The following is a 24,552-nucleotide window of genomic DNA, read 5'->3' as shown; positions in this document are numbered from 1 at the left end:
CCAATATGAGCATCGGCCAAGTCATCAAGGCCGCAGTGCCTTGGTTGATGCTGCTGCTCATCTACCTGGTGTTCATCACCTACGTGCCTATCGTTACCCTCTGGCTGCCAGGCTTGTTTGGCTAAGCCTCTTGCGGGCCGCCGTCCGGGTGGCGGCCCGCCTTGACCCACTCTGCCAGGCGGTGCCCATCAATTGCCCGGCAAATCGCACCCGCCGGGCGAGCAGTGGGTATGTCCCGGGCCATCAGCAGTGCATTTAGAATCGCCTCTTCAATCGCTTCGATAGCGGCCAGATACACCTCGTCCAGCAGGCAATCATTTAGAAACTGCAGTTGTCCCCACGGCCCGGCCAACTGCTGGATAGGCATAGGATTGGCCACACTGAATGCCAGAAAAATATCGCCAGAACTGTTTCCTCCGGGGGTCCCGCCTCGGCCAATCCCCAGAGCAGCCCGACGTGCGAGCTTTTGCAATTGCATGGGTAGTAGCGGAATATCCGTGGCCAGAATACAGACGACTGACCCTTGCTCGTGATTCATCCCCGGGATACGGTCTTCGGTGAATTCTCGGCCCACTGGCACACCACACACGGTGAGCCAAGGCCGCAAACCATGATTGGCTTGTACCAGTGCCCCCACATGAAAGGTTTGCCCGGCAAGTGTCACCTGACGCGAGGCCGTCCCGGTACCCGCCTTGAACTCATAGGCAATCATGCCCGCTCCACCGCCGACATTGCCTTCGGGCAGCGGGCCTCCTTGCGCTGATTCAATTGCCTGTCGGGCATGTTCAGGATGCACGTGCATGCCATTGATGTCGTTTAGCACGCCGTCGTAGGTTTCTGCCACCACGGGCATGGCCCACAAATGATGCTTGTGCCATTGCTCACGGTAGTGGTCGATCATCCACTGGGTGGCCGCCTGATGGGCAGCGCCAACCGCGTGGGTGTTGGTGAGCAGGATTGGGCCCACAAAGTAGCCACCGTCATCGATCCAGTGGGTGCCGGTCATCTCGCCATTGCCGTTAAGTGCATACTGCCCCGCCCACACGGGGCGCGGCTGGCTGGCAAATCCTACGGGCAAGATTGCAGTCACGCCGGTTTGTACCGGAAGCGCACCGGTTTGCAAGGTAGGGTCTGCCTGGGAGGATAGGGTATTGAAGCCTACCAATACGCCCGGCACATCTGTGATCGCGTTATAGATCCCTGGCTTGCCTGGCAGGGGCAGGCCCAGCTCGCGAGCCCGCAAACGTCTGCCACGGACTTGCGATTGTTGTGCACCCTTCTGCTGGGCCGTCTCTGACACCCTGCCGGCACGATATTTTGTGTTCATCAAAATTTCCTTCTTGCGCGTAAAAACAGCCCCACCGAAGCCACAAGAAAGGAAAACAACAACATCACGGTGGCAATGGCGTTGATTTCCGGCTTGATACCCCTGCGCAGCATCCCGTAAATAAACACGGGCAAAGTGGTGGAATTTACCCCTGCAATGAAATAGGTAATCACCAGATCATCCATGGAGATAATGAAAGCCAACACGCCGCCACCCACGACTCCAGGCAAAATCAGTGGCAGGGTTACCCGTCGAAACGTCTCCCAGCCATTGGCACCAAGATCGGCAGAGGCTTCTTCCAGAGACTCATCCATATCAGCCAGGCGCGCACTGACCACAATGAATACATAGCTGCTTAAAAACGTGCAGTGACCAATGATGATGGTGTAGATACTCAGATTGATGCCAACCGACACAAAAAAAATCAGCAGCGAAATCCCCAACACGATATCGGGCATCATCATCGGCATATACATCAAGGCCTTGTACAGACCACGAAACCGAAAGCGGTAACGGGCCACAGCCAGCGCGATGCAGGTACCAAAAATGGTAGAGATGGCACTGGCCGACAAGGCAGCTGTCAGGCTGGTTCTAACTGCTGCATATAGCTGACTGGTGGATTCAACATACAGTGCGGATTCGCTAAGCTGATTGCTCATGCCAAAAATAGAGCGATACCAGTCCAGCGTAAAACCATCCCAGATCATCATGTTGACGGGATTGGAATTAAATGAATAGCCCACCACCAGCACAATGGGGGCATAAAGAAAGGCATAAAACAGCAGGCTGTATATCGTCAGGGCATAACGGCCTGAATCTGATCTCGCCATCTCAGCTCTCCTGGCCAGCGGCTTGCATCCGTGTATCATTGCGCGACACATGACGGACATAGGCCAACAATAAAAACAGCACGGAAGTCATGACCACCATGCTGAGGGCTGCACCAAACGGCCAATTACGCGCCGACAAAAACTGCTGCTCGATCAGGTTGCCGATCATCAGCACTTTGGCGCCCCCCAGCAGAGAAGGCACAATAAAATTACCCAGGCTGGGAATAAACACGATGATGGAACCCGCCACAACCCCCGGCATGGTCATGGGCAAAATCACGCGACGAAACGTCTGCCAGCGCCCTGCCCCCAAATCAGACGAGGCCTCCGCCAGAGACATGTCCAGCTTTTCAACGCTGGCATACAGCGGCAAAAACATAAATGGCACAAAGATATAAACCATGCCAATAGTGACCGCAAACTGGGTGTAGATCAGATCCAGGGGTTTGCTGATCAGCCCTATTCCCATCAGTGCCTGGTTGATAAACCCGGTAGGTCGCAGCAGCAGAACCCAGGCAAACAGACGCACAATCTGGCTGACAAAAAATGGCAGAGTAATAAGGAAAATAAATAATCTTTTACGTCCCGGTGGCTGCCTGCTGATCCAAAAAACAGCGGGATAGCAAACCACCAAGCACAGCACCACTGTGCTGAGAGCCAGCCACACGGAACGCAAAAAAACCTGTAGATAAACAGGATCAAAAGTCTCGTAGCGAGTATTGGCCCAACCGAAAATCCGGCCGTAGTTCAGGTGATAAAACACCCACTCAACCCCACCATACAGGCCTGGCTCGAGCCAGCTATAGACCAGCATGATGGCCAGAGGGCCCAAAAAAAACACCACTAAAAATGCACTTGGCGTGGCCAGCAGGCCAAATAACGCACGAGACCTTCTGCGGCGAACGGCATCAGATGATTTCATGTAGCCCCCACATCGCTGACTAAAGGGCGCACTCCTTTGTGAGGCACCCAAAACGTCAGTGCGGCCCCCGGCTCAAGTGAGATGTCCGCCGCCTGGTCGGCTGCCACGATGGCATTGAAGGAGTCTGGTGCGCCGATGTCCAACAGCACCTTGTAGTGGGCACCCACAAACAACGTCTGCTGAACCCGACCGTGAAACTGCAGGCAGTCTGCTCCGAGAGATCTGAGGGAGATTTTCTCGGGCCGAGTAAACAGCAGCACCTGACTGCCAGGCAAAGAATCTGCAGACACCCCGCCGGGGGAGGTTGGGGAAGATACAGCCAAAGGCAGGGCAAGCTCTTGCCCATCAAACAGCCGAAATCGCGTTTTCCCGTGAGAATCCCTACCCACCACACTGGCTGGTAACAAATTGCTTTCTCCGAGAAACCGTGCCGTGAAGACATTGTCGGGTTGATCGTACAACTGTGTAGATGGCCCAAACTGCTGCACCCTGCCATGGCCCAGCACAGCAATTCGATCCGACATCGCCAGGGCTTCTTCCTGATCGTGGGTGACAAACACAAATGAAATACCGATCTCACTTTGCAGCATTTTAAGTTCGTGCTGCATTTTGCTGCGCAAGGCCCTGTCCAATGCCGAGAGTGGCTCGTCAAGCAGCAGGATCTTAGGTTGGGAGATCAGCGCCCGAGCCAGTGCCACACGCTGCTGCTGCCCTCCAGACAATTGGTGGATATGTCGATCTGCAAAACCAGTCAGGCCAACCAGCTCAAGCATTTCAGTGACGCGTCGGCGAGTCTCGGCCTTGCTGGCACGGGCTACTTCGAGGCTGTAAGCCACATTACGCGCCACAGAAAGATGCGGAAACAGGGCATAACGCTGGAACACCGTATTGACTGGGCGCTTGTGTGCCGGCTGGCCGTTGATGTTTTCCCCCGCAATGAAAATCTCGCCTGCATCGAGGTCTTCGAAACCGGCAATGGCTCGCAACAAGGTAGTTTTGCCACACCCCGAAGGCCCCAGCAGAGTCAGGAACTCATTGGGTTGAACCGTGATGGACACGTCATCCAAAGCCAGCACCTCACCCCCATCCGGCGTTTTAAACCGCTTACGGGCATTGCGAACCTCGAGAATGGGGGCGGTAGTCGGCTGCGCTGGTTTCATGAAGCTTCCTATTGGGCAGCAGCTTTGACACGCCTCCACTCGTGCGTGTACATGCGAATATCACGCCCCAAGTCGTGGAAGATCTGCAGGCGATCCATCACCTCTTTAGGTGGATACATAGTGGGGTTGTCCGCAATTTCTTTGGGTATCAGCTTGATGGCCGGCAGGTTGGTGGTGCCATTCATTTGTTGCTGGACATTTAATGCAGCAATTTCGGGGCGCATATAAAAATCCAGAAACTTGATTGCGTTGTCTTTGTTGGGCGCGGATTTCAGGACGCACATGTCTTCCTGGTACATGGTGGCCCCTTCTTTGGGAATCACGTAGGCCAGGACATCTGGCATCTGATTGACGAAAATATTGGCGCCAACATACCAGTGTGCAGCAGCGACATCGCCTGATTGCACCAGCGGGATGCTATCGTAGGTAAAGGCAGCGATATTGTCCAATTTATCGATGATGTAGTCTGCCGCTGCAGAGACCTCGGCTTCTTTGGTGGAGTTGACCGAAGTGCCGTTCATGATATGACCGATCCCCAGCGTTTCGCGGGGGTCATCCAGCAAAATGATCTTCTTGCCCTTCTTGGCCAGATCAAAAAGGTCTTGCCAGCCTTCGATGGGCTTGTCGACCATTTTTTTGTTGTAGACGATACCCACGCTACCCCAGGCATAAGGCAGACAATAGTCGGCGTTGGGGTCGGTTTCTGCGCGCCTGGAAGCCGGATCGATATTCTTGAAACCTGGGTGACCACTGATGTCTGTTTTGGCAAGCAAGCCCAGTTTGAACATCACATCATGCATCCATACCGACGGAAACACGATGTCGTAGCCTGTGGCGCCCGCCTGGATCTTGGCCAGCATCTCTTCGTTGGTGCCATAAGTGTCCAAGGACACCTTGACATCGAACTCTTCTCCGAAACGCTTGAGAACTTCGGGGTTGATGTAATCACCCCAGTTATAGACGTGCAGGCTGCCTTCGGCTTGTGCTGAAACGGGTACGGTCATGGCTGCCAGCATGGCAACCCCCACAGCAAAGGGCACAAGGCGTTTGAGGAAGTGTTTTTTTGACAATCTCATGGTGCTCCTCCTTGGAGTGGTCCGATTTAAGTGCAGCATCGGCTTAAGTGCCAATATGCTTTATTGATTACTTTTTTGTCAAATGTTATTTTTATAACAAAACATAGAGACAAGGCCAGTGCACATATGCCAAAACAACCCACAGAAAATCACTCGGTGAGCGGATTCTCCTCATACCCTCAGCAGGGCTACGAAGCGCTCATCCAGAAAATGGCGAGCTCATTGCAGCAACTGCCTCGCCAGGAGGCTCGCGTCGCGCAATATATTCTGCTTAACCAGAAAGGCCTGGCACTCGAAAACGGCAAGACACTGGCTCGCAAAATTGGTGTCAGCGAAGTCACCGTGGGGCGCCTGCTGCGCCGGTTGGGGTGTGATGGTACCAAAGAGTTTAAAGAGATGCTGCGTCAGCAATACGCCGAGAACAGCTCCCTGTCCCAAACCCCGCCCGACATCCCTCACCGATACCAGAAAATTGTGCGGGCAGAGGTCTCGGCCCTCAATACCATTTTCAGACAAACCGGCACCGAGCAATGGGCTCAGGCAGCACGCATACTGAGTGAGGCCCAGCGTGTCTTTGTCACTGGTTTTCAGTCGGTACGTGGAATCGCCGAAGATTTTGTACGCCGCCTGTCTCTGGCTCGGGGTGCCGTGACGTATTTTTCGGCACACGACAACATGCTGGCTGAATGGACTGACTCTCCCGACCGGCTGGCAGTGAAAAGCTGCCTGGTATTAGTAGACGTCGTGCCATACGCCCGAGAATCGGCCGAAATCGTGACCCTGGCCAAGGAACAAGGCCGCCAATGCATTGTGATTACCGACGAGTTCTGTCATTGGGCGCAAGGGCTGGCCGACGCCGTCATTCACGCCCCATCGCGCACAGGCCTGTTTCTGGAGTCTACAACCGGGATTGCCCTGGCCCTGGGTTTGCTGGTGGATGCGGTTGCACAGGCTCGGCCACAGGCTTCACAACAGCGGTTGCACACCTGGAAAACACAGTCCAGACGTCTGAAGATTTTTTAAAAAGCTGGCTCAGGTGCCCCTGGCCGATGCCCGATGGTGCCCCAGCCGCAGCACTGAGCGCACCATGCCGATAAAGGTAAGTGCCCAGGCAAACAGGGCCACATGCAAAAACATCCGTGGCATGCCGGCGAGAAAGCCAAACTCCATGGCACGGTTCATTTGCCAGGTGCAGGCTGCGTACATGCCCAATGGAAATACGGCGCCCCAATACAAGGGGTCGTACACAAACGGAAAACGCTGAAACCCGTAACGCCACACCCCCAGGAGCAACAACATCGGGATCCACCAAGACCCCGTGGCCCAGTACAGCACGGTAAAGCCCTTAAGAAATGGTAATAAAGAAACCAGATACGGGGCATCAGGTGCATTGAGAATCAGCAGGGAACCCGCCAAGGTGGAAATCGCCATGGCGCCCATATTGATCCAGTACGGCGGGGACAGATCGCCGGGCGACAGCCGAAAGAATACATAGCGGTAAAAAATCAGGGCCATCATCCAGATGTACAGCATGCCACCCCACAACCACATCGACAGTGCGATCAAATTAAGTTCAAGGCGATATGGCTGGCTGATGTTGGCGGCCACCAAGGCGCTGGACACGGCCAAGGACTGTGTGGCCACTACCGACAACAACCAGCCACCACTGATGCCTTCGGACAGGCTGGGTTTCTCGTTCTTGACCGTAAACGCGGTAAAGATGGTGTAAGTCAGGCATACCCATAAAATGACAGCCAGGGCCCACAAGGCAACGCCGATCGTGATATTGCCTGCCTGCACAATAAACTGGCTGGACAAAATGCCCGTGGCGGCCACAGCCGTGAAATAGCCTGGCCCTACCAGGTGGCTGACCATGTCACTAAAAAACCGCCGTGGGTAGCGCGCTGCCCGCAAAAAATACAACACGCACAGCACCAGATATTGGGCGATATTGAGATAAAAAAGGGCCTGCGCAATCACAGGCCGATCCATCATGCTGGAGCCCAGCGAGACAATACCCGTGGCCATCACCAGGCCAAAGTACGCCGGCGACATCCCAGCCAAACGGGATGTCGCGACGGACCGGGCGCTATCGGGTGGGCCTTGCAACGCCGCGCCCTGTACCGGGGCGGGCACCGAACTCTGACTGGGTGACTTCTGCGGGCCCATGCACGGCCTCCTGCTGGTTACGGCAACAAAGCGCCGACAAGCCGGTAATGTACCAGCCAGGGGCTGGCATCCCAAGGATGTTTATGGCGCGTTAAAATAGCAGATTATTTTCGCAGTTTATTGCGGGCACTGCTGATGCGGGTGCCTTACACAAGAAATGCGCCCGATTGATCACACAGGAACCCACATGGAAGCCGAACGCCAAAACCAGATCAGCACCCACATCGAGGACTATCTGGAACGCCAGGCCATTCTCCGGAGGTATCTTTGACTACGATGCCAAGGCCGAACGCCTGCTGGTAGTCAATGCCGAGCTGGAAAACCCCGATATCTGGAGCAATCCGCAACACGCTCAGGATCTCGGACGTGAAAAGAAATCCCTTGAAACCGTTGTTCAGACACTAAGCAGCTTGCAGCAAGGCTTGCTGGACGCGCAAGATCTCTTCGAGCTTGCCAGTGCCGACGACGATGATGCCACCTTGCTGGCCATCGAGTCCGACTGCGATGGATTGCGTGAAAGTCTCGAAGCACTCGAGTTTCGCCGGATGTTTGATAACCCTGCCGACCCCCTCAATTGCTTCGTTGATATTCAGGCGGGCGCAGGGGGCACAGAGGCTCAGGATTGGGCTTCCATGCTGCTGCGTCAGTATCTGCACTATGGCGAGCGCAAAGACTTCAAGGTCGAGGTCCTCGAAGAATCCGAAGGTGAAGTGGCCGGCATCAAATCTGCCACCATCAAGTTTGAAGGCGAATACGCCTATGGGTTGCTGCGCACTGAAACCGGCGTACACCGACTCGTACGCAAAAGCCCCTTCGACTCCTCCAACGGCCGTCATACCTCGTTTGCCAGCGTGTTCGTGTATCCGGAAATCGACGATTCCTTCGAGATCGATATCAATCCGGCCGATTTGCGCATTGACACCTATCGCGCCAGCGGTGCCGGTGGCCAGCACATCAACAAAACCGATTCTGCCGTACGGATTACTCACAACCCCACGGGGATTGTGGTGCAGTGTCAAAACGATCGCTCGCAGCACCGCAACCGGGCTGAAGCGATGCAGATGCTGAAATCCCGCCTGTACGAGCTCGAGATGCGCAATCGCATGGCCGAACAGCAAAAGCTGGAAGATTCCAAAAGCGATGTGGGCTGGGGGCACCAGATCCGCTCTTATGTACTGGATCAGAGCCGTATCAAAGACTTGCGCACGGGTGTCGAAATTTCCAATACCCAAAAAGTACTGGATGGCGACCTCGACCCCTTCATCACTGCCAGCCTTAAACAAGGCGTGTAAGGGATTTTCTCCCGGGCATTACCTCTCGGGGCTTGCTGCTGCCGGCCCCAGTTTACTTTTTACTGACTACACCAATGACCTCGCAGACTGAATCCCAAGCCCCTGATGAAAATCGCCTGATTGCAGAAAGGCGCACCAAGCTGGCAGCCCTGCGCCAGCAGGGGCCTGCCTACCCTAACGATTTTCACCCTGACAGCCATGCAGCCACCTTGCACCAGGACTGCGACGACCTGGACGCCGATGCCCTGCAAGCACTTGATCGCCGGGCCTGCGTCGCTGGGCGCATGATGCTCAAGCGTGTGATGGGCAAGGCCAGCTTTGCCACCTTGCAAGACACCAGTGGGCGGCTGCAGCTGTATCTAGACCGTGGGGTGTTGGGTGATGACGTCTATGCTGCATTCAAATCCTGGGATATCGGTGACATTTTGGGTGCCGAGGGACAAGTCTTCAAGACACACAAAGGAGAGCTGTCTCTGCGGGTGGAGTCCTTACGCCTGCTCTCCAAATCATTGCGTCCCCTGCCCGATAAATTCCATGGCGTGGCCGACCAAGAGCTGCGTTATCGCCAGCGCTACGTCGACCTCATCATGACGCAAGAGACGCGTGATACGTTTCTTGCACGCAGCCAGATCGTCACGGCCATCCGGCAGATTATGTCTGACGCGGATTTCCTGGAAGTGGAAACACCCATGCTGCACCCTATTCCTGGTGGCGCGGCAGCCAAGCCGTTTATTACGCATCACAATGCGTTGGACATGGACATGTACCTGCGCATCGCCCCCGAGCTTTACCTCAAGCGTCTGATTGTGGGCGGATTTGAGCGCGTCTTTGAGATCAACCGCAACTTCCGAAACGAAGGCGTCAGCCCGCGGCACAATCCCGAATTTACGATGATGGAGTTTTACGCAGCCTACACGGATTATCGCTGGCTGATGGATTACACCGAATCACTGATCCGGGAGACCGCCCTGCGCGTATGCGGCACCACCGATCTTACATATCAGGATCAGGTTCTGGATCTTGGCCGTGCTTTCGATCGCCTGACCATCACAGAAGCCATCCTTAAGCACGCCCCCAACTACACCGCTGCACAGTTGGAAGATGAACGATTCTTGCGTACCGAGCTTGGCCGCCTGGGAGCGGATATTCGTGGCCCGGTACTGTCTCATGCGGGCCGGGGAGCCCTGCAACTGGCTTTGTTTGAGGAAACGGCCGAGTCGCGCCTGTGGCATCCGACGTTTATCATCGATTACCCTGTTGAGGTGTCGCCCCTGGCCCGTGCATCCGACACACAGGCCGGCATCACCGAGCGCTTCGAGCTCTTTGCCTGCGGGCGTGAAATTGCCAACGGGTTTTCAGAGCTTAACGACCCCGAAGACCAAGCTGCACGGTTTCAGGCACAAGTGGTTGCCAAAGACGCTGGCGACGAAGAAGCCATGTACTACGACGCCGATTATGTCCGCGCATTGGAATACGGAATGCCTCCCACCGGCGGCTGTGGCATTGGCATCGACCGTCTGGTGATGATGCTCACCGACAGCGCCAACATCCGTGATGTCATCCTGTTTCCGCACCTGAGGCGCGAAGACTAAGCTCGCCACCATTGCGGATGCAATCAAAAAGGCCAGTTCTGCTGAACTGGCCTTTTTGTTGGTGCCCTACCCCAAACCGGGCATTCACCACTGATGCATCAAACCGTAAAGGATTCTCCACAGCCACAGGCAGCTTTCTCGTTGGGATTGTTGAAGCGAAAGCCTTCGTTAAGCCCCTCACGGGCATAATCCAGCTGCATGCCTTCGAGATAGGACAGGCTGTCCGGTGCCACATAGACGCGTGCACCAAATTGCTCGAAGACCTGGTCGTCGGCACTGGCGACGTCGACGTACTCGAGTTGATAGGACATGCCCGAGCAGCCGGAGGGCTTGACGCCCAGGCGCAAGCCCAGCCCCTTGCCCCGTTTTTGAAGGTGGCGCTGAATGTGATCAGCGGCCTGTTGTGTCAATGTAATTGCCATGACGTCCTCGAACAAGTAAAGAGGGTTTCAGGAGTGCTTGCTACGGTAATCGGCCACCGCAGCAGCGATCGCGTCTTGTCCCAGCAAGGCACAGTGTAGTTTTTCTGGTGGAAGCTCGAGTGCCTGAACAAAATCCTGGCTTTGAAAGGCCAAAGCCTGGTCGAGATTGCACCCCGAAAGCCACTCGGTGGCCAGTGAGCCCACCGCAATGGCGGCTCCGCAGCCAAACACCTTGAAGCACGCCGCATCGATCTGTTGATTTTGCAGGTGAATCTGCAGCTTTAGCACCTGCCCCAGCGCAGGAGACCCCACCAGCCCAGTGCCTACCTGCGGGTTAGTGGCATCAAACGACCCCACATGGCGGGGATGAAGATAGTGATCGAGCACCTTGGGCCCGTACGACGCAGCCAGTGTCATTGATATGCCTCTTGTGACCAAGCCTCTGCCAGGGTGCCGTCGCGACGCATTTCCCAAAGCGGGGAAAGATCACGCAGGCGTCCAATCTGGGTGCGTAGCGCCAAGACGGCCTGGTCGATCTGCTCCTGGGTAGTATACCGGCCTAACGTCAGGCGCAAGGAACTGTGGGCAAGCGGATCGCTGCGGCCCAGTGCCCTTAAGACATAGGAGGGCTCAAGGCTGGCCGAAGTACATGCAGAACCTGTGGATACCGCCAATTGGGGGATCGACATCAGCAGGGCTTCACCTTCGACATGAGCCACACTGAAATTGAGAGTATGAGCAACCCGGTGTTGCTCATCGCCGTTCAGGTAGACATCGGGCAGGTCTTTTAACCCATCCCAGAGACGATCGCGTAAGGTCCGGATGCGGGGAACTTCCTGATCCATGAGCTGGCCAGCCAAGGCATAGGCCTGGCCCATGCCCACAATCTGATGGGTTGGCAAAGTACCCGATCGCAGTCCTCTTTCATGGCCGCCACCATGCATCTGGGCTTCGAGGCGCACACGTGGCTTGCGTCTGACGTACAGGGCCCCAACCCCTTTGGGCCCGTAGGTTTTGTGTGCAGACAGCGACATGAGATCAACGCCCAGGGCCTCGACGTCAATAGGCAGCTTGCCCGTTGCCTGCGCGGCATCGGTGTGGAACAGAATACCGCGCTGGCGGCACACGGCAGCCAGCGCGGCAATATCCTGAATGACACCAATTTCGTTATTGACCAGCATCACGGACACCAGGATGGTGTCCTCGCGCAATGCCGCCTGCAAGGCTGCCGGACTGATCAACCCACCAGCGTCCACATCCAGGTAGGTGATCGCAAAACCTTGTTGCTCTAGTGCATGGCAGGCATCCAGCACAGCCTTGTGTTCAGTGCGTAAGGTGACAAGATGACGCCCCCGGCCCGCATGAAACTGGGCAACCCCTTTGATGGCGAGATTATCTGATTCTGTTGCACCAGAGGTCCAGATGATCTCCCGGGGGTCTGCATGAATGAGGCCGGCCACTTGGCGGCGGGCGTTTTCGACCGCTTCTTCGGCATCCCAACCCCACGCATGACTGCGCGAAGCCGGGTTGCCAAAATTTTGCGACAACCACGGAACCATGGCCTGCACAACTTGTTCGTCCACCGGGGTGGTGGCCGAATAATCCAGATAGATGGGGCGATCTGGCGACAGACGCTGAGACGACATGAAACTACTCCGATCAGGCGGAGGCGGTCTCCCGGGCAGTATCCTGCGCCACTGGCGTGATAGGGATGGTGGGGCGCCCTGAGCGCAACTGCCCGGACTCTTGCCATTCACGCAAGCGCTGCTGATCCACCAGATCTTGCAGCGAGACCGAATCCAGATAATCAATCATTTTACGACTTAAGGTTGCCCAGAGGTCGTGGGTCATGCATTTACCCGCATGGCCATTGCGACCGATGTCGCAATTTTCTTTGCCACCACAACTCGTGGCATCGAGGGGTTCATCCACAGCAAAGATGATATCAGCCACAGAGATGTCGCGTGCATGCCGCGCTAATGTATAGCCACCGCCCGGGCCGCGCACGCTGTCGACGAGCTCGTGGCGGCGCAATTTGCCAAACAACTGCTCGAGGTACGACAAGGAAATATTTTGCCGCGCGCTGATAGCGGCCAAGGTAACCGGCCCGCTGTGATGACGCAACGCCAGATCGATCATTGCGGTGACGGCAAAGCGCCCTTTGGTTGTCAAACGCATCTTGCACCTCTTGGAGTCAGACTGAAACCGGCCGGATATCCCTATACCCGACTATTCGAGTCAAGTATAACGCGATACCCGACTAAAACAGTGGGTCTTGACTGTTTACAACAAGCAAGACTTGAGAAATATCAACACATCGGATCGAGTACAGGCGCATAAAACAAATGCCCCGCCAAGCGGGGCATTTGGGTGGCATTGGACGCGCTGTATGCGCACCAAAAAGTTTGGTGAGATCAGGCAGCCTGATATTGCAGGGCACGCTTGCGGACGAGTTCGAGTACACCCTGGCAGGCGTCTTCGATGTAGTCGAGCACCTTGTTGAACCCCTCGGGCCCCCCGTAGTAGGGATCGGGCACGGTGGCTTCTTCGTATTCGTTGGAGAAGCGCATCAGCAGCATGAGCTTGTGCTGATAGATTTTGGGGCAACGCTGCTGCAGCGCAGAGAGGTTTTCCCAATCCATGGCCAAGATGAGATCTGCATCGCGGAAGTCGTCGGCAGTGATTTGCCGCGCTACGTAAGCGGAGAGATCATAGCCACGTTTGCGGGCCGCCAGCTGCGCACGCGCGTCTGGGGCTTCGCCCACATGAAAGTGGTGCGTAGCCGCGGAATCGACGCCAATGGCATCCGACAGACCGGCTTCTTCGATGAGGTGCTGGAAAACACCCTGGGCGGAGGGAGAACGGCAGATATTGCCCGTGCAGACAAAAAGTACCTTATGCATGATAGGTAAAATTGTGCGGGAAAACCCGATATTTAGCAAGCTTTTTTAGGCAGAATTCGCAAAAAACCGGGATGATCCCAGATGTTTGGCGTCAGGACAACAACGCTCGATCTTTGAGGGCCCGCAGTGAATCCCGGACGGCCGCCGCCTGCTCGAATTCCAGGTTGCGGGCATGGTCATTCATCTTCTGCTCGAGCCGGCGAATTTCTTTGGCCAAAGCCTTCTCGTCACCCAGAACGTGCTCGTCGAATTCTGGCGTCATCCCAACAGGCGCTGCCGGAAGCGACACACCATCAATGAGATCACGCACGGCCTTGTTGACGCCCCGGGCAGTGATGCCGTGTTCAAGGTTAAACGCCTGCTGCTTTTCGCGACGACGGGCGGTTTCGTCCATGGCCTTACGCATGGAGTCGGTGATGCGGTCGGCATACAGGATGGCACGTCCGTTCAGGTGACGCGCAGCACGCCCGATCGTCTGGATCAGGCTGCGTTCAGAGCGCAGAAAACCCTCTTTATCAGCATCCAGAATCGTAACAAGCGAGACTTCCGGGATATCCAGGCCCTCGCGCAGCAGGTTGATGCCCACCAGTACGTCAAACGCGCCCAGGCGCAAATCGCGAATGATCTCCACTCGTTCTACGGTATCGATATCAGAGTGCAGATAGCGCACCTTCAGGCCGTTCTCCTGCAGGTATTCTGTGAGGTCTTCTGCCATCCGCTTGGTCAGCGTTGTCACCAACACGCGTTCGTGACGCGCAATGCAGAGCTTGGCTTCACCCAGAAGGTCATCAACCTGGGTCGCTGCAGGCCGCAGTTCTACCTCTGGGTCGACCAGCCCCGTGGGGCGCACCACCTGCTCGACAATCTGATCCGCATGCGCAGTCTCGTAGGGGCCCGGCGTGGCGGACACAAATACACACTGGGGCATTCTTGCCTCAAACTCTTCGAGGCGCAACGGGCGATTGTCCAGCGCCGAGGGCAGACGAAACCCAAACTGCACCAAGGTTTCCTTGCGTGAACGGTCGCCACGATACATGCCGCCCAGCTGGCCGATCGTCACGTGGCTTTCATCGATGAACATCAAGGCTTGAGACGGTAAGTAGTCGATCAACGTAGGGGGCGGATCCCCCGGAGCTGCGCCAGACAAATGGCGGGAGTAATTCTCAATGCCTTTGCAAAAGCCCAGCTCCTGCAGCATTTCAAGATCAAACCGGGTACGTTGTTCGAGGCGTTGGGCTTCTACCAGACGGCCGTCATGCGTCAGCTCGGACAGACGGGCGGAGAGTTCTTCTTTGATGGTTCCGATTGCATGCAAGACGGTCTCACGCGGCGTCACATAATGAGAGCTCGGGAAGATCGTGAAGCGCACCAGGCTTTGCACCAGCTTGCCGGTGAGCGGATCGAACAGATCCAGCGACTCGATTTCATCGTCAAAGAGCGTAATACGGATCGCCTGCTCAGCGTGCTCCGCCGGGAACACATCGATAATTTCGCCCCGGGCCCGAAAGGTACCCCGCCCAAAATCCATATCGTTACGCTCGTATTGCATGGATACCAGACGCGCCAGGATCTCCTGGCGGCCGATATGGTCGCCGGTGCGCAGCGTAAGCACCATGGCATGGTAGTCCGCCGGGTTACCAATCCCGTAAATACAGGAAACGGTGCCTACGATGATCGTATCCCTGCGCTCCAGCAGGCTTTTGGTGGCCGACAAACGCATCTGCTCGATATGCTCGTTGATCGAGGAGTCTTTTTCGATAAAGAGATCACGCGACGGCACGTAGGCTTCGGGCTGGTAATAATCGTAGTACGACACAAAGTACTCGACTGCATTGCGCGGAAAAAACTCGCGCATCTCGGCATACAGCTGTGCCGCCAACGTTTTATTGGGCGCCAGCACAATGGCCGGCCGCCCAGTACGCGCGATCAAATTGGCCATGGTGTAGGTTTTGCCCGAACCCGTGACTCCCAGCAAGGTTTGATTCATCAGCCCGTCGCGTATGCCCGCTTCAAGCGCATCAATGGCCTTGGGTTGGTCGCCGGCCGGTGGATACGGTTGGAACAACTGAAACGGACTGTCCGGGAAATGCACAAAGCCTGGGATATTCTGGAATTTCTCCATGGTCTGTCTGGACACCATTCGGGTAAACCCCTTATTATCACATCGTTGGCCCCTTGTGACCAAGAGATCCTTCAAGGGATCTCCAACTCCCCTCTTTCTTTGTCCCAACGGTATCCCATGTCCTCTATTTTCGCTTCTGTCGAACTTGCCCCACGCGACCCCATTCTGGGTCTGAACGAACAATTCAAGACCGACAACCGGTCAACAAAAGTTAATCTGGGGGTGGGCGTCTACACCGACGATAACGGCCGTATCCCATTGCTGAAGGCAGTGCGCAAGGCTGAAAGCCAGCTCTTTGAGCAAGCTGCACCGCGCAATTACCTGCCCATCGACGGGATCCCGGGATACAACCAGGGTGCAGCAGCCTTGCTGCTGGGCGCCAAGTCGCCCCTGATCTCCGAGCACCGCTCTCTCACCGTACAAACGCTGGGTGGTACTGGTGCACTCAAAGTTGGCGCCGATTTCCTGAAGCGTATTTTGCCTAATGCCAAGGTGGCGATCAGCAACCCCAGCTGGGCTAACCACGAGGCACTTTTCTCTGCCGCCGGATTTCCGGTGGTCAGCTACGACTACTACGACGCAGCCACCCACGGCCTGAACTTCGACGGCATGCTGGCCTCTCTGCGCGCCATGCCTGCCGGTACCATCGTGGTGCTGCATGCCTGCTGCCACAATCCCACGGGCGTAGACCCCAGTGCCGAGCAATGGCGCGAAATCGCGCAAACGCTGCAGGGCGGACAACTGGTTCCTTTCCTGGACATCGCTTACCAGGGCTTTGGTGCTGGTCTCGAAGAAGACGCTGCGGTTGTCCGGCTGTTTGCCGAGCTAGGCATGACCATGTTCATCAGCTCTTCGTTTTCCAAGTCATTCTCACTGTACGGCGAACGCGTTGGTGCGCTCACGTTGGTCACAGGCGACGACCAGGAAAGCGCACGCGTCCTGAGCCAGCTCAAACGCGTGATTCGCACCAACTACTCCAACCCACCCACCCATGGCGGCGCACTGGTGTCCACGGTCCTGAACACCCCCGAACTCTTCACCCTCTGGTCTGAAGAGCTCGCGGGCATGCGCGACCGCATCCGCACGATGCGTCATCAACTGGTCGAAAAAATTCAAGCCAACGACATCAGCCAGGACTTCAGCTTTGTCGAGGCCCAACGAGGGATGTTCTCGTACTCCGGCCTGACGAAACCGCAGGTAGAACGTCTGCGCGAAGACTTCGGCATTTATGCCGTTGGCAGCGGCCGCATCTGCGTAGCAGCCCTGAACAACGCCAACATCGACTACGTTGCCCGTGCCATTGCCCAGGTGATCAAAGGGTGAGCCCATTGCTCAGGTAAGAGATTTCACGGCACTTGCCATCTGGCGGGCGATCGGACACAATACAGGCTGTATTTCTATCCAGTAATCGGCCATGTCCCTTAAGCTTACTGCCCGCCAGTCAGAAATCCTGACACTCATTGTTCAGGCCATCAGCCAGACGGGCCGGCCACCCACTCGGGCAGAAATCGCCCGGGCATTGGGTTTTCGTTCTGCCAACGCAGCCGAAGACCATCTCCGGGCACTGGCACGCAAGGGTTACATCCAGTTGGCTGCCGGCACATCGCGTGGCATTCAGCTTACTTCGCTGGCGATGTCAGCGGCCACACAACCACCAGCATCGCTAGGGCAAACCCAACTGGGCAGCAATGGCCTACCCACTCAAGACAGTATCCCGCCTCTGGCACTGCCCGGTGGGCCTGCCTGGGTTGCAAGTACCGATACCCGCCTGCTCCCAATCATCGGGCGCGTGGCCGCCGGCCACCCAATTCTCGCGGCCCAGCACGTCGAGCGCGAAATCCCCGTATCTCCCGGCTTATTTGATACCTCACCCGATTATCTGCTTCGGGTGCGAGGCAGCAGCATGCGCGATATCGGCATCCTGGATGGCGACCTTCTGGCGGTACACAGCACGCCCCAGGCAAACCACGGCCAGATTGTGGTTGCACGCCTGGGCGATGATGTCACGGTAAAGCGCCTGGAGCACATTGGCCAGCGTATCCGCTTGCTGCCCGAAAACACCGATTTTCAAGCCATCGAGATCACGGCAGCAGACGACTTCGCCATCGAAGGGATTGCGGTGGGCCTTATTCGTACACAATCTCTGCACTAGCCCGCCCGCATATACCCTGTTTAGTGTTTAAACACGCCCCCAGAGCCTGGTTCTGCCGGCTTGGCGGTTGCCACCGCCTCTGCGGCTAATCGGGCAACTTCCTCGTCGGACAAAGGCACCGGCATACGCTGCAAGGCAACCTCAAGCACCCGATCAATCCAGCGAACCGGAACAATCTCAAGGTGATTTTTGACATTGTCTGGGATTTCGGCAAGATCCTTGACGTTTTCCTCGGGGATCATCACGGTTTTGACGCCGCCCCGATGCGCAGCCAGCAGTTTCTCTTTCAGGCCGCCGATTTCCAGAACCTCGCCACGCAGGGTGATTTCACCCGTCATGGCCACATCAGAGCGTACAGGGATGCCGGTAAGCGCAGACACCATGGCGGTTGTGATGGCGATCCCCGCAGACGGACCATCCTTGGGCGTGGCGCCTTCAGGAAAGTGCACGTGCAAATCGTGCTTTTCAAAGACCTGATCGGCAATACCCCAATGACGGGCACGTGCCCTGACCACCGTGCGTGCTGCCTCGACAGATTCTTTCATCACATCGCCGAGTGAACCCGTACGGGTGACGACACCCTTGCCAGGCATGTCAGCCACCTCGATGGTGAGAAGATCACCCCCGACTTCTGTCCAGGCCAAGCCGGTTACCTGACCCACGCGGTCTTCTTTCTCGGCTACGCCAAAGCTGAAGCGACGCACACCCAGGTAATCACCAAGATTATCCGAGTCAACCGTGATCGACTCTTTGATCTTTGCCTTGTGGCCTTTCTTGGCCATGGTATTCGACGACAGCAGCCGCTTGACCGCCTTGCGGCAGATCTTGGAGATTTCACGCTCAAGCGCACGCACACCCGCTTCACGGGTGTAGTAACGCACGATATCGCGGATGGCGGCCTCGGTGACGGAGAGTTCGCCTTCTTGAACACCGTTGTTTTTCATGAGCTTGGGCAGCAAATGATCAAACGCGATATGCACTTTTTCGTCTTCGGTATAGCCCGAGAGACGGATGACTTCCATGCGATCCAGCAATGCGGGCGGGATGTTGAGTGTGTTGCTGGTTGCCACGAACATCACATCCGAGAGATCGAAATCGACCTCGATGTAGTGATCCTGGAATGTATGGTTTTGCTCGGGATCCAGCACCTCGAGCAAGGCCGAAGACGGATCACCGCGGAAGTCGGCACCCAGTTTGTCGATCTCATCCAGCAAAAACAAGGGATTACGGACACCCACTTTGCTCATGTTTTGCAGGATCTTGCCCGGCATGGAACCGATATACGTACGGCGATGGCCACGGATCTCGGCTTCATCGCGCACACCACCCAGCGCCATGCGCACAAACTTGCGGTTGGTGGCACGGGCTACGGATTGCCCCAGCGAGGTTTTGCCCACGCCCGGAGGCCCCACCAGGCAAAGAATTGGTGCCTTCAATTTCTCTACGCGCTGTTGCACAGCAAGGTACTCGACAATGCGCTCTTTGACCTTTTCCAGGCCGTAGTGATCGGCATCGAGCACTTCTTCGGCATTTTTCAGTGTGTTATTGACACGGCTTTTTTTGTACCAAGGCAGACCCAGCAAGGTATCGATGTAATTGCGCACCACCGTTGCCTCAGCAGACATCGGGGACATCAGTTTCAGCTTTTTAAGTTCGGCATCAGCCTTTTTACGGGCTTCCTTGGACATCCGGGCGGCTTCGATCTTACGCTCGAGCTCTTCAATATCAGCGCCTTCTTCGCCCTCGCCCAACTCTTTCTGGATAGCCTTGACCTGCTCGTTGAGGTAGTAGTCGCGCTGGCTTTTCTCCATCTGCTTTTTCACGCGACCGCGAATCCGCTTTTCGACCTGAAGAATCTCGATCTCGGACTCTAGTTGGGCCAACAAGGATTCGAGGCGGTTTTCAGCACCAGGCATCTCCAGCAAAGACTGCTTTTGCTCGATCTTGAGTGGCAGATGCGCCGCAATAGTATCCGCCAGGCGGCCGGCATCATCAATGCCAGACAGCGAAGTGAGGATTTCTTGAGGGATTTTTTTATTCAGCTTGACGTATTGCTCGAATTGCCCGAGCACCGCCCGGCGCAGCGCTTCGGCTTCGGCGATTTCAGTGGTTTCTTCTTCAATGCCACTGACACGCGAGGTGAAGTGCGTCTCGGCGTCAGAGACGGAAAGAATCCGGGCACGCTGAAGGCCCTCGACCAGCACCTTGACGGTGCCATCGGGGAGTTTGAGCATTTGCAAAATACTGGCCGCACAGCCGATCTCGTAGAGGTCGTCCGGGGTAGGATCATCCTTGCTTGCTGACTTTTGGGCGACCAGCATGATGCTGTTGCCTGCCTCCATGGCAAGCTCGAGCGCCTTGATGGATCGTGGACGCCCCACAAACAGCGGGATGACCATATGTGGAAAAACGACGACGTCACGCAGCGGCAGCAGCGGCAGATCCGCAGGTTCCTGTGTCAGAATCTGACTAGCAGACATGGTTGCTTCCTAAAAGATTGATTCTAAAAAAAAGGAAGCGCAGGCTTCCTTTTTTAGTATGTTGCCTGCTTTGCTATATGGTGACAGTGCCGGCGGTTTCAAGGGCTGGCACGCACAAATCAGTATATGAGCAGAACGCCGGTGCTGCAGCTGATGTCGTTATGCTGCAGCTGAGCGCAGTGTTTTTTCGTCCTCGGAGGGCGACTGGCTGCGTCGTGTACCCTGAATCAATTGTGGTGCATGCTTGCCCTCTACTGCATCGGCATCCAGCACTACCTTATTGATGTCGTGGCGGGAAGGCAGCTCGAACATCGTACCCAAAAGGGCTTGCTCGATGATTGAGCGCAGACCTCGTGCTCCTGTACGCCGCTTGATTGCACGCTGTGCAATGGCGATGAGTGCCTCGGGAGTGACTTCGAGTTCGACGTCTTCCATTTCGAGCAATTTGCGGAATTGCTTGACCACCGCATTGCGAGGCTCGGTGAGGATACGAACCAGCGTATCTTCTTTGAGCTCTTCGAGGGTGGCAACCACCGGAAGACGCCCGACAAGTTCGGGGATCAGACCAAATTTGATTAGATCCTCGGGCTCGACCTCGGCAAAAAGCTCGCCGACTCCACGCTCGGAGCGGGCACGGACCGTGGCAGAGAAACCAATACCAGAGCGCTCGCTGCGGTCGCGAATGATTTTCTCGAGGCCGTCAAATGCCCCCCCCACGATGAAGAGGATATTGGTGGTGTCGACCTGGACAAAATCCTGGTTGGGGTGCTTGCGTCCGCCCTGAGGCGGCACCGAGGCTACTGTGCCTTCGATCAGCTTGAGCAGTGCCTGTTGCACACCCTCGCCGGAGACGTCGCGGGTGATGGACGGGTTATCTGACTTACGGGAGATCTTGTCGATCTCATCGATGTAGACAATGGCACGCTGCGCCTTGTCGACATCGTAGTTGCAGTTTTGCAGCAACTTCTGGATGATGTTTTCGACGTCTTCGCCCACATAACCGGCTTCGGTCAGCGTGGTGGCGTCGGCCATCACAAACGGTACATCCAGCATCCGTGCAAGGGTTTGAGCCAGCAAGGTTTTGCCCGAGCCCGTGGGGCCAATGAGCAAAATATTGCTTTTGGAGAGTTCTACATCACCGGTTTTGGCGTCTGCGTAACGGATACGCTTGTAGTGGTTATAGACCGCCACCGCCAGATTGCGCTTGGGCGTTTCTTGCCCGATGACGTAGCCATCGAGGAACGACTTGATCTCTTGCGGAGATGGCAGCTCGTTGCGCACGGCATCCCGGGCGGCTTCCTGCTTTTCGTCGAGGATGATGTCATTGCACAAACTGATGCATTCATCACAAATGAACACCGAAGGCCCGGCGATCAGTTTATGGACTTCAGCCTGGCTTTTGTTGCAGAAGGAGCAGTGCAAGGTCTTGTCCTCGCCGGATCCCTTTTTTTCAGTCATGGCAAACCTGTACTTATAGGGTTTCGTCGGTGCGCGAAACCAAAACCTTGTCGATCAGGCCATAAGCCTGGGCTTCATCGGTTGACATGAAGTTATCACGTTCGGTATCTTCCGCGATGCGTTCGATGCTCTGCCCGGTGCGCTCGGCCAAAATGCCGTTGAGGCGCTCACGCAGGCTAAGGATTTCTTTGGCCTGAATCTGAATATCAGACGCCTGCCCCTGCGCACCACCTGACGGCTGGTGAATCATGATACGCGAGTTGGGCAGCGCATAGCGCTTGCCTTTCTCTCCGGCTGCCAGCAAAAACGCCCCCATGCTGGCTGCCAGGCCGGTACACAGGGTGGAAACGGCCGGCTTGATGAACTGCATGGTGTCATAGATGGCCATCCCTGCGTACACGGAACCACCCGGAGAATTAATGTACAGGGAAATATCTTTGTCAGGGTTCTCCGACTCTAGGAAGAGCAACTGGGCCACCACCAGATTGGCGGATTGGTCGTTGACGGGGCCGACGAAAAAAATCACTCTTTCGCGTAACAAACGCGAATAAATGTCGTAGGAACGCTCGCCACGGCCCGATTGCTCGATCACGATGGGCACGTAGCCAAGACCCGTGGGTGTGACGGATTCTCCGCCGTACATCGATGCGTAGAAATCGGTGAACCTGGACATTAACGTGTTCCCATCAAGGTATCAAAATCGACGTTTTCGTCGGTGACTTTAGCCAAGGACAGCACATGATCGACGACATTATCTTCGAGGACGAGGGACTCGATCTCGGCGCGGCGTTGACGATCGGCCAGATAGTAAGCCACCACCTGGGCAGGTTGCTCGTAGCTCTTGGCGAAGTCTTCGATGCGGGCACGAACCTGCTCGGGCTTGGCGGTAAGATCGGCAGCCTTGATAAGTTCTCCGACCAGCAGGCCCAAACGCACACGACGCTCGGCTTCGGGACGGAAGGTGTCTTCGGGAATGGGGATGGAATCGGCATTGGGCAAGCCACGTTGCTTGAGCTCTTCGCGCGCGGCGGCGGTGCGGCTGGCGACTTCACTGTCGATCAGGGCCTTGGGCAGATCAAACGAGCATGCATTGGCCAAGGCGTCCATGACGCTAGCTTTGGTGCGGCTTTTCGCACGGGCCTGGGCTTCGCGCTCGACATTGCCACGCACATCTGCCAGCAGAGCGTCGACGTCACCTTCGGCTTGTCCCAGAGATTTAGCGAAATCGGCGTCGATCTCGGGAAGCTCGGGCTCGGCGACTTCTTTAACCGTGATGGTGAACTCGGCCTTTTTACCTGCAACCGCAGGGCTGCCATAGTCTTCGGGGAAATCAAGTGGGAACGTCTTGGTTTCGCCGGCCTTGAGGCCTGTGGCAGCGGCTTCGAACTCGGGCAACATACGGCCCTGTCCCAGCACAAAGGGGAAGTCTTCTGCGGCGCCGCCGTCAAATGCCACACCGTCGATGGTGCCGGCAAAGTCGAGCGTGACGCGATCGCCCTCTTGGGCGGCACGATCTGGCGCAGCTTTGAAGATGGTGCGCTGGCGGCGCAGGATATCCAGGGTTTTCTGGACTTCGGCTTCGCCAACCTGGGCTGCGCTGCGGGTGACTTCAAGCGCGGCAAGGTCGGGGAGCTCGACATCCGGATAGACTTCGAAGGTGGCAGAAAACGCCATCACGCCGTCTTCTGCACCTTCAAGCTTGGGTTCGAGACTGGGGCTGCCTGCGAGACGCAGGTTGGCATCGGCAATGACCTTATCCAGGGATTTGCCGATCTCGGAGTTAACGACGTCGTAACGCACCGACGGGCCGTGGCTGCGTTCGATCACGGACAAGGGGGCCTTGCCTGGACGGAAGCCCTGAACCTTGGCGGTGCGGGCGACGCGTTTGAGTTGTGCCTGGACTTCTTTCTCGATGTCGGCGACTGAAACGCTCAGATCGACACGGCGCTCCAGGCCGGACAGTTTTTCAACCACGGGCTGCATTCGGAACCTATTGATAGTGATGGACAATGAACAGGCTATTTTAGCGGAAAGTAGACTTGCGCGTAGAACAGCCAGGAATGCGGAGATTTCAGGCTATAATCTACGGCTTACCTTGCGAGCGTGGCGGAATTGGTAGACGCACCAGATTTAGGTTCTGGCGCCGAAAGGCGTGAGAGTTCAAGTCTCTCCGTTCGCACCATAGCGCTTAAAGCTGCTGAACGCATACTATCAATAACTAGCAAAATCAGCAACTTACGCGATAACCCCAGAATCGTTTGATAGCCTGGCGTCAGGTTTTTAACCCCTTGGCCCCCAGAACCCTATCCCCCCGTTTCGGCGGTATCGGGAACGCGATGGCGCTCGCCACAGGCTCTACAGGACTTTGTCGACAGCCTCGAACTCTTTCATCTGGGTTTCTTCTGGGGCGAATTTGAAAGTATGGTGATGTCGCAGGTTGAGATGCCGACCCGCGCAGCTTCGCAGTGGCCATATAAAGGTCCACTGGTGCACCTGCATATCGGCCTGGAATCACCTGACGGCTCTACCCCATTAACGGGGGATGGGCATTCATCAGACACGGTTGATGACACCGTTCCAGCCGCATTGAGCCAAGACTCTCATGCGGTAATTCTCAAAGTTTCTGAAACCATACGCCCGACGCGAG

Annotated in this window: 21 protein-coding genes and 1 tRNA gene; 6 read left to right on the top strand and 16 right to left on the bottom strand. The window is 56.2% G+C overall.

The genetic code is table 11. The features are described from left to right. Window positions 1–121: 121 nt before the first annotated feature. The 5 genes from WA928_RS03600 to WA928_RS03580 are packed head-to-tail and all read right to left on the bottom strand — an operon-like array spanning window position 122 to window position 5,315. Entirely contained in the window at window positions 122–1,327 is a 1,206-nt protein-coding gene (locus WA928_RS03600; RefSeq protein WP_424299696.1) for a P1 family peptidase, read from the bottom strand. Next, window positions 1,327–2,157: an ABC transporter permease gene (locus WA928_RS03595; protein WP_424299693.1), complete on the bottom strand. Its 831-nt coding sequence runs from the start codon at window positions 2,155–2,157 to the stop codon at window positions 1,327–1,329. Before WA928_RS03595 ends, WA928_RS03600 begins: the two co-directional genes overlap by 1 nt. A gap of 1 nt (window position 2,158) precedes the next feature. Further along, window positions 2,159–3,079, bottom strand: coding sequence for an ABC transporter permease (locus tag WA928_RS03590; protein WP_424299690.1), 921 nt, complete (start codon window positions 3,077–3,079; stop codon window positions 2,159–2,161). Continuing rightward, window positions 3,076–4,239, bottom strand: coding sequence for an ABC transporter ATP-binding protein (locus WA928_RS03585; protein WP_424299687.1), 1,164 nt, complete (start codon window positions 4,237–4,239; stop codon window positions 3,076–3,078). The genes WA928_RS03590 and WA928_RS03585 overlap by 4 nt, the downstream gene beginning before the upstream one ends. A gap of 8 nt (window positions 4,240–4,247) precedes the next feature. Further along, on the bottom strand, window positions 4,248–5,315 hold the full coding sequence (locus tag WA928_RS03580) for an ABC transporter substrate-binding protein (protein WP_424299684.1): 1,068 nt from the start codon (window positions 5,313–5,315) through the stop codon (window positions 4,248–4,250). Window positions 5,316–5,471: 156 nt separating this feature from the next. Here WA928_RS03580 and WA928_RS03575 point away from each other — a divergent pair, with 156 nt between their 5' ends. Beyond that, the gene (locus WA928_RS03575) at window positions 5,472–6,338 is read left to right on the top strand and encodes a MurR/RpiR family transcriptional regulator (RefSeq protein WP_424299681.1); all 867 of its coding nucleotides are present in this window, start codon (window positions 5,472–5,474) and stop codon (window positions 6,336–6,338) included. 9 nt (window positions 6,339–6,347) lie between these two features. Here WA928_RS03575 and WA928_RS03570 read toward each other — a convergent pair whose 3' ends face one another. Then, window positions 6,348–7,370: a tellurite resistance/C4-dicarboxylate transporter family protein gene (locus tag WA928_RS03570; protein ID WP_424299700.1), complete on the bottom strand. Its 1,023-nt coding sequence runs from the start codon at window positions 7,368–7,370 to the stop codon at window positions 6,348–6,350. A gap of 301 nt (window positions 7,371–7,671) precedes the next feature. Between WA928_RS03570 and prfB the strand changes: the two genes are divergently transcribed. Both prfB and lysS read left to right on the top strand, forming a co-directional pair. Continuing rightward, window positions 7,672–8,776 (top strand): peptide chain release factor 2 gene (gene prfB, locus WA928_RS03565; protein ID WP_424299678.1). Its coding sequence is split into 2 segments (ribosomal slippage): window positions 7,672–7,752 and window positions 7,754–8,776, totalling 1,104 coding nucleotides; the frame shifts between segments, so codons are not numbered across the junction. 74 nt (window positions 8,777–8,850) lie between these two features. Continuing rightward, entirely contained in the window at window positions 8,851–10,368 is a 1,518-nt protein-coding gene (gene lysS, locus WA928_RS03560; RefSeq protein WP_424299675.1) for a lysine--tRNA ligase, read from the top strand. A gap of 98 nt (window positions 10,369–10,466) precedes the next feature. Here lysS and iscA read toward each other — a convergent pair whose 3' ends face one another. From iscA to uvrB, 6 genes are all read right to left on the bottom strand, one after another. Next, entirely contained in the window at window positions 10,467–10,790 is a 324-nt protein-coding gene (iscA, locus tag WA928_RS03555; RefSeq protein WP_424299672.1) for an iron-sulfur cluster assembly protein IscA, read from the bottom strand. Window positions 10,791–10,817: 27 nt separating this feature from the next. Beyond that, window positions 10,818–11,207 (bottom strand): iron-sulfur cluster assembly scaffold protein, encoded by a 390-nt coding sequence (locus tag WA928_RS03550; protein ID WP_424299669.1) that lies wholly within the window; start codon window positions 11,205–11,207, stop codon window positions 10,818–10,820. After that, window positions 11,204–12,436 carry an IscS subfamily cysteine desulfurase gene (locus WA928_RS03545; protein WP_424299666.1) on the bottom strand — a complete coding sequence of 411 codons (1,233 nt, stop codon included), beginning with the start codon at window positions 12,434–12,436 and terminating at the stop codon, window positions 11,204–11,206. Before WA928_RS03545 ends, WA928_RS03550 begins: the two co-directional genes overlap by 4 nt. Window positions 12,437–12,449: 13 nt before the next feature. Next, window positions 12,450–12,968 carry a Fe-S cluster assembly transcriptional regulator IscR gene (gene iscR, locus WA928_RS03540; protein ID WP_424299663.1) on the bottom strand — a complete coding sequence of 173 codons (519 nt, stop codon included), beginning with the start codon at window positions 12,966–12,968 and terminating at the stop codon, window positions 12,450–12,452. 236 nt (window positions 12,969–13,204) lie between these two features. After that, window positions 13,205–13,696 carry a low molecular weight protein-tyrosine-phosphatase gene (locus WA928_RS03535; RefSeq protein ID WP_350384083.1) on the bottom strand — a complete coding sequence of 164 codons (492 nt, stop codon included), beginning with the start codon at window positions 13,694–13,696 and terminating at the stop codon, window positions 13,205–13,207. Window positions 13,697–13,784: 88 nt separating this feature from the next. Further along, window positions 13,785–15,815: an excinuclease ABC subunit UvrB gene (uvrB, locus tag WA928_RS03530; RefSeq protein ID WP_424299660.1), complete on the bottom strand. Its 2,031-nt coding sequence runs from the start codon at window positions 15,813–15,815 to the stop codon at window positions 13,785–13,787. A gap of 117 nt (window positions 15,816–15,932) precedes the next feature. Here uvrB and WA928_RS03525 point away from each other — a divergent pair, with 117 nt between their 5' ends. Further along, a complete protein-coding gene (locus WA928_RS03525; protein WP_424299657.1) occupies window positions 15,933–17,138 on the top strand; it encodes an aromatic amino acid transaminase in 1,206 nt (401 codons plus the stop codon). 91 nt (window positions 17,139–17,229) lie between these two features. Beyond that, the gene (lexA, locus tag WA928_RS03520; RefSeq protein WP_424299654.1) at window positions 17,230–17,967 is read left to right on the top strand and encodes a transcriptional repressor LexA; all 738 of its coding nucleotides are present in this window, start codon (window positions 17,230–17,232) and stop codon (window positions 17,965–17,967) included. Window positions 17,968–17,987: 20 nt separating this feature from the next. Here the strand turns inward: lexA and lon are convergent, their stop codons facing one another. From lon to tig, 4 genes are all read right to left on the bottom strand, one after another. Further along, a complete protein-coding gene (gene lon, locus WA928_RS03515; protein ID WP_424299651.1) occupies window positions 17,988–20,447 on the bottom strand; it encodes an endopeptidase La in 2,460 nt (819 codons plus the stop codon). Between the two features lie 159 nt (window positions 20,448–20,606). Next, window positions 20,607–21,905: an ATP-dependent Clp protease ATP-binding subunit ClpX gene (clpX, locus tag WA928_RS03510; protein WP_424299648.1), complete on the bottom strand. Its 1,299-nt coding sequence runs from the start codon at window positions 21,903–21,905 to the stop codon at window positions 20,607–20,609. A 13-nt stretch (window positions 21,906–21,918) separates the two neighbouring features. After that, window positions 21,919–22,578, bottom strand: a complete 660-nt coding sequence (gene clpP, locus WA928_RS03505) for an ATP-dependent Clp endopeptidase proteolytic subunit ClpP (RefSeq protein ID WP_424299645.1) — start codon at window positions 22,576–22,578, stop codon at window positions 21,919–21,921. Further along, entirely contained in the window at window positions 22,578–23,888 is a 1,311-nt protein-coding gene (gene tig, locus WA928_RS03500; protein ID WP_424299642.1) for a trigger factor, read from the bottom strand. Before tig ends, clpP begins: the two co-directional genes overlap by 1 nt. 114 nt (window positions 23,889–24,002) lie before the next feature. On the opposite strand from tig, the gene WA928_RS03495 reads away from it, so the two are divergent. Next, window positions 24,003–24,087: transfer RNA gene (locus WA928_RS03495), tRNA-Leu, on the top strand. Window positions 24,088–24,552 lie beyond the last annotated feature (465 nt).

This window comes from Castellaniella sp. (genome assembly GCF_049651205.1).
GTDB lineage: Bacteria > Pseudomonadota > Gammaproteobacteria > Burkholderiales > Burkholderiaceae_B > Castellaniella.
Note: the sequence above shows the minus strand (reverse complement) of the source record. Positions and strands in the feature narration are given on the sequence as shown.

What these genes read in the sequence shown, in the direction of transcription:
- iscR (WP_424299663.1), bottom strand. Translation starts at nt 12,968, where the DNA reads ATGCGTTTGACAACCAAAGGGCGCTTTGCCGTCACCGCAATGATCGAT.
- WA928_RS03550 (WP_424299669.1), bottom strand. Translation starts at nt 11,207, where the DNA reads ATGACACTGGCTGCGTCGTACGGGCCCAAGGTGCTCGATCACTATCTT.
- WA928_RS03590 (WP_424299690.1), bottom strand. Translation starts at nt 3,079, where the DNA reads ATGAAATCATCTGATGCCGTTCGCCGCAGAAGGTCTCGTGCGTTATTT.
- WA928_RS03580 (WP_424299684.1), bottom strand. Translation starts at nt 5,315, where the DNA reads ATGAGATTGTCAAAAAAACACTTCCTCAAACGCCTTGTGCCCTTTGCT.
- WA928_RS03545 (WP_424299666.1), bottom strand. Translation starts at nt 12,436, where the DNA reads ATGTCGTCTCAGCGTCTGTCGCCAGATCGCCCCATCTATCTGGATTAT.
- clpP (WP_424299645.1), bottom strand. Translation starts at nt 22,578, where the DNA reads ATGTCCAGGTTCACCGATTTCTACGCATCGATGTACGGCGGAGAATCC.
- lexA (WP_424299654.1), top strand. Translation starts at nt 17,230, where the DNA reads ATGTCCCTTAAGCTTACTGCCCGCCAGTCAGAAATCCTGACACTCATT.
- WA928_RS03525 (WP_424299657.1), top strand. Translation starts at nt 15,933, where the DNA reads ATGTCCTCTATTTTCGCTTCTGTCGAACTTGCCCCACGCGACCCCATT.
- lysS (WP_424299675.1), top strand. Translation starts at nt 8,851, where the DNA reads ATGACCTCGCAGACTGAATCCCAAGCCCCTGATGAAAATCGCCTGATT.
- WA928_RS03585 (WP_424299687.1), bottom strand. Translation starts at nt 4,239, where the DNA reads ATGAAACCAGCGCAGCCGACTACCGCCCCCATTCTCGAGGTTCGCAAT.
- WA928_RS03600 (WP_424299696.1), bottom strand. Translation starts at nt 1,327, where the DNA reads ATGAACACAAAATATCGTGCCGGCAGGGTGTCAGAGACGGCCCAGCAG.
- tig (WP_424299642.1), bottom strand. Translation starts at nt 23,888, where the DNA reads ATGCAGCCCGTGGTTGAAAAACTGTCCGGCCTGGAGCGCCGTGTCGAT.
- lon (WP_424299651.1), bottom strand. Translation starts at nt 20,447, where the DNA reads ATGTCTGCTAGTCAGATTCTGACACAGGAACCTGCGGATCTGCCGCTG.
- WA928_RS03570 (WP_424299700.1), bottom strand. Translation starts at nt 7,370, where the DNA reads ATGTCGCCGGCGTACTTTGGCCTGGTGATGGCCACGGGTATTGTCTCG.
- WA928_RS03595 (WP_424299693.1), bottom strand. Translation starts at nt 2,157, where the DNA reads ATGGCGAGATCAGATTCAGGCCGTTATGCCCTGACGATATACAGCCTG.
- uvrB (WP_424299660.1), bottom strand. Translation starts at nt 15,815, where the DNA reads ATGGAGAAATTCCAGAATATCCCAGGCTTTGTGCATTTCCCGGACAGT.
- clpX (WP_424299648.1), bottom strand. Translation starts at nt 21,905, where the DNA reads ATGACTGAAAAAAAGGGATCCGGCGAGGACAAGACCTTGCACTGCTCC.
- iscA (WP_424299672.1), bottom strand. Translation starts at nt 10,790, where the DNA reads ATGGCAATTACATTGACACAACAGGCCGCTGATCACATTCAGCGCCAC.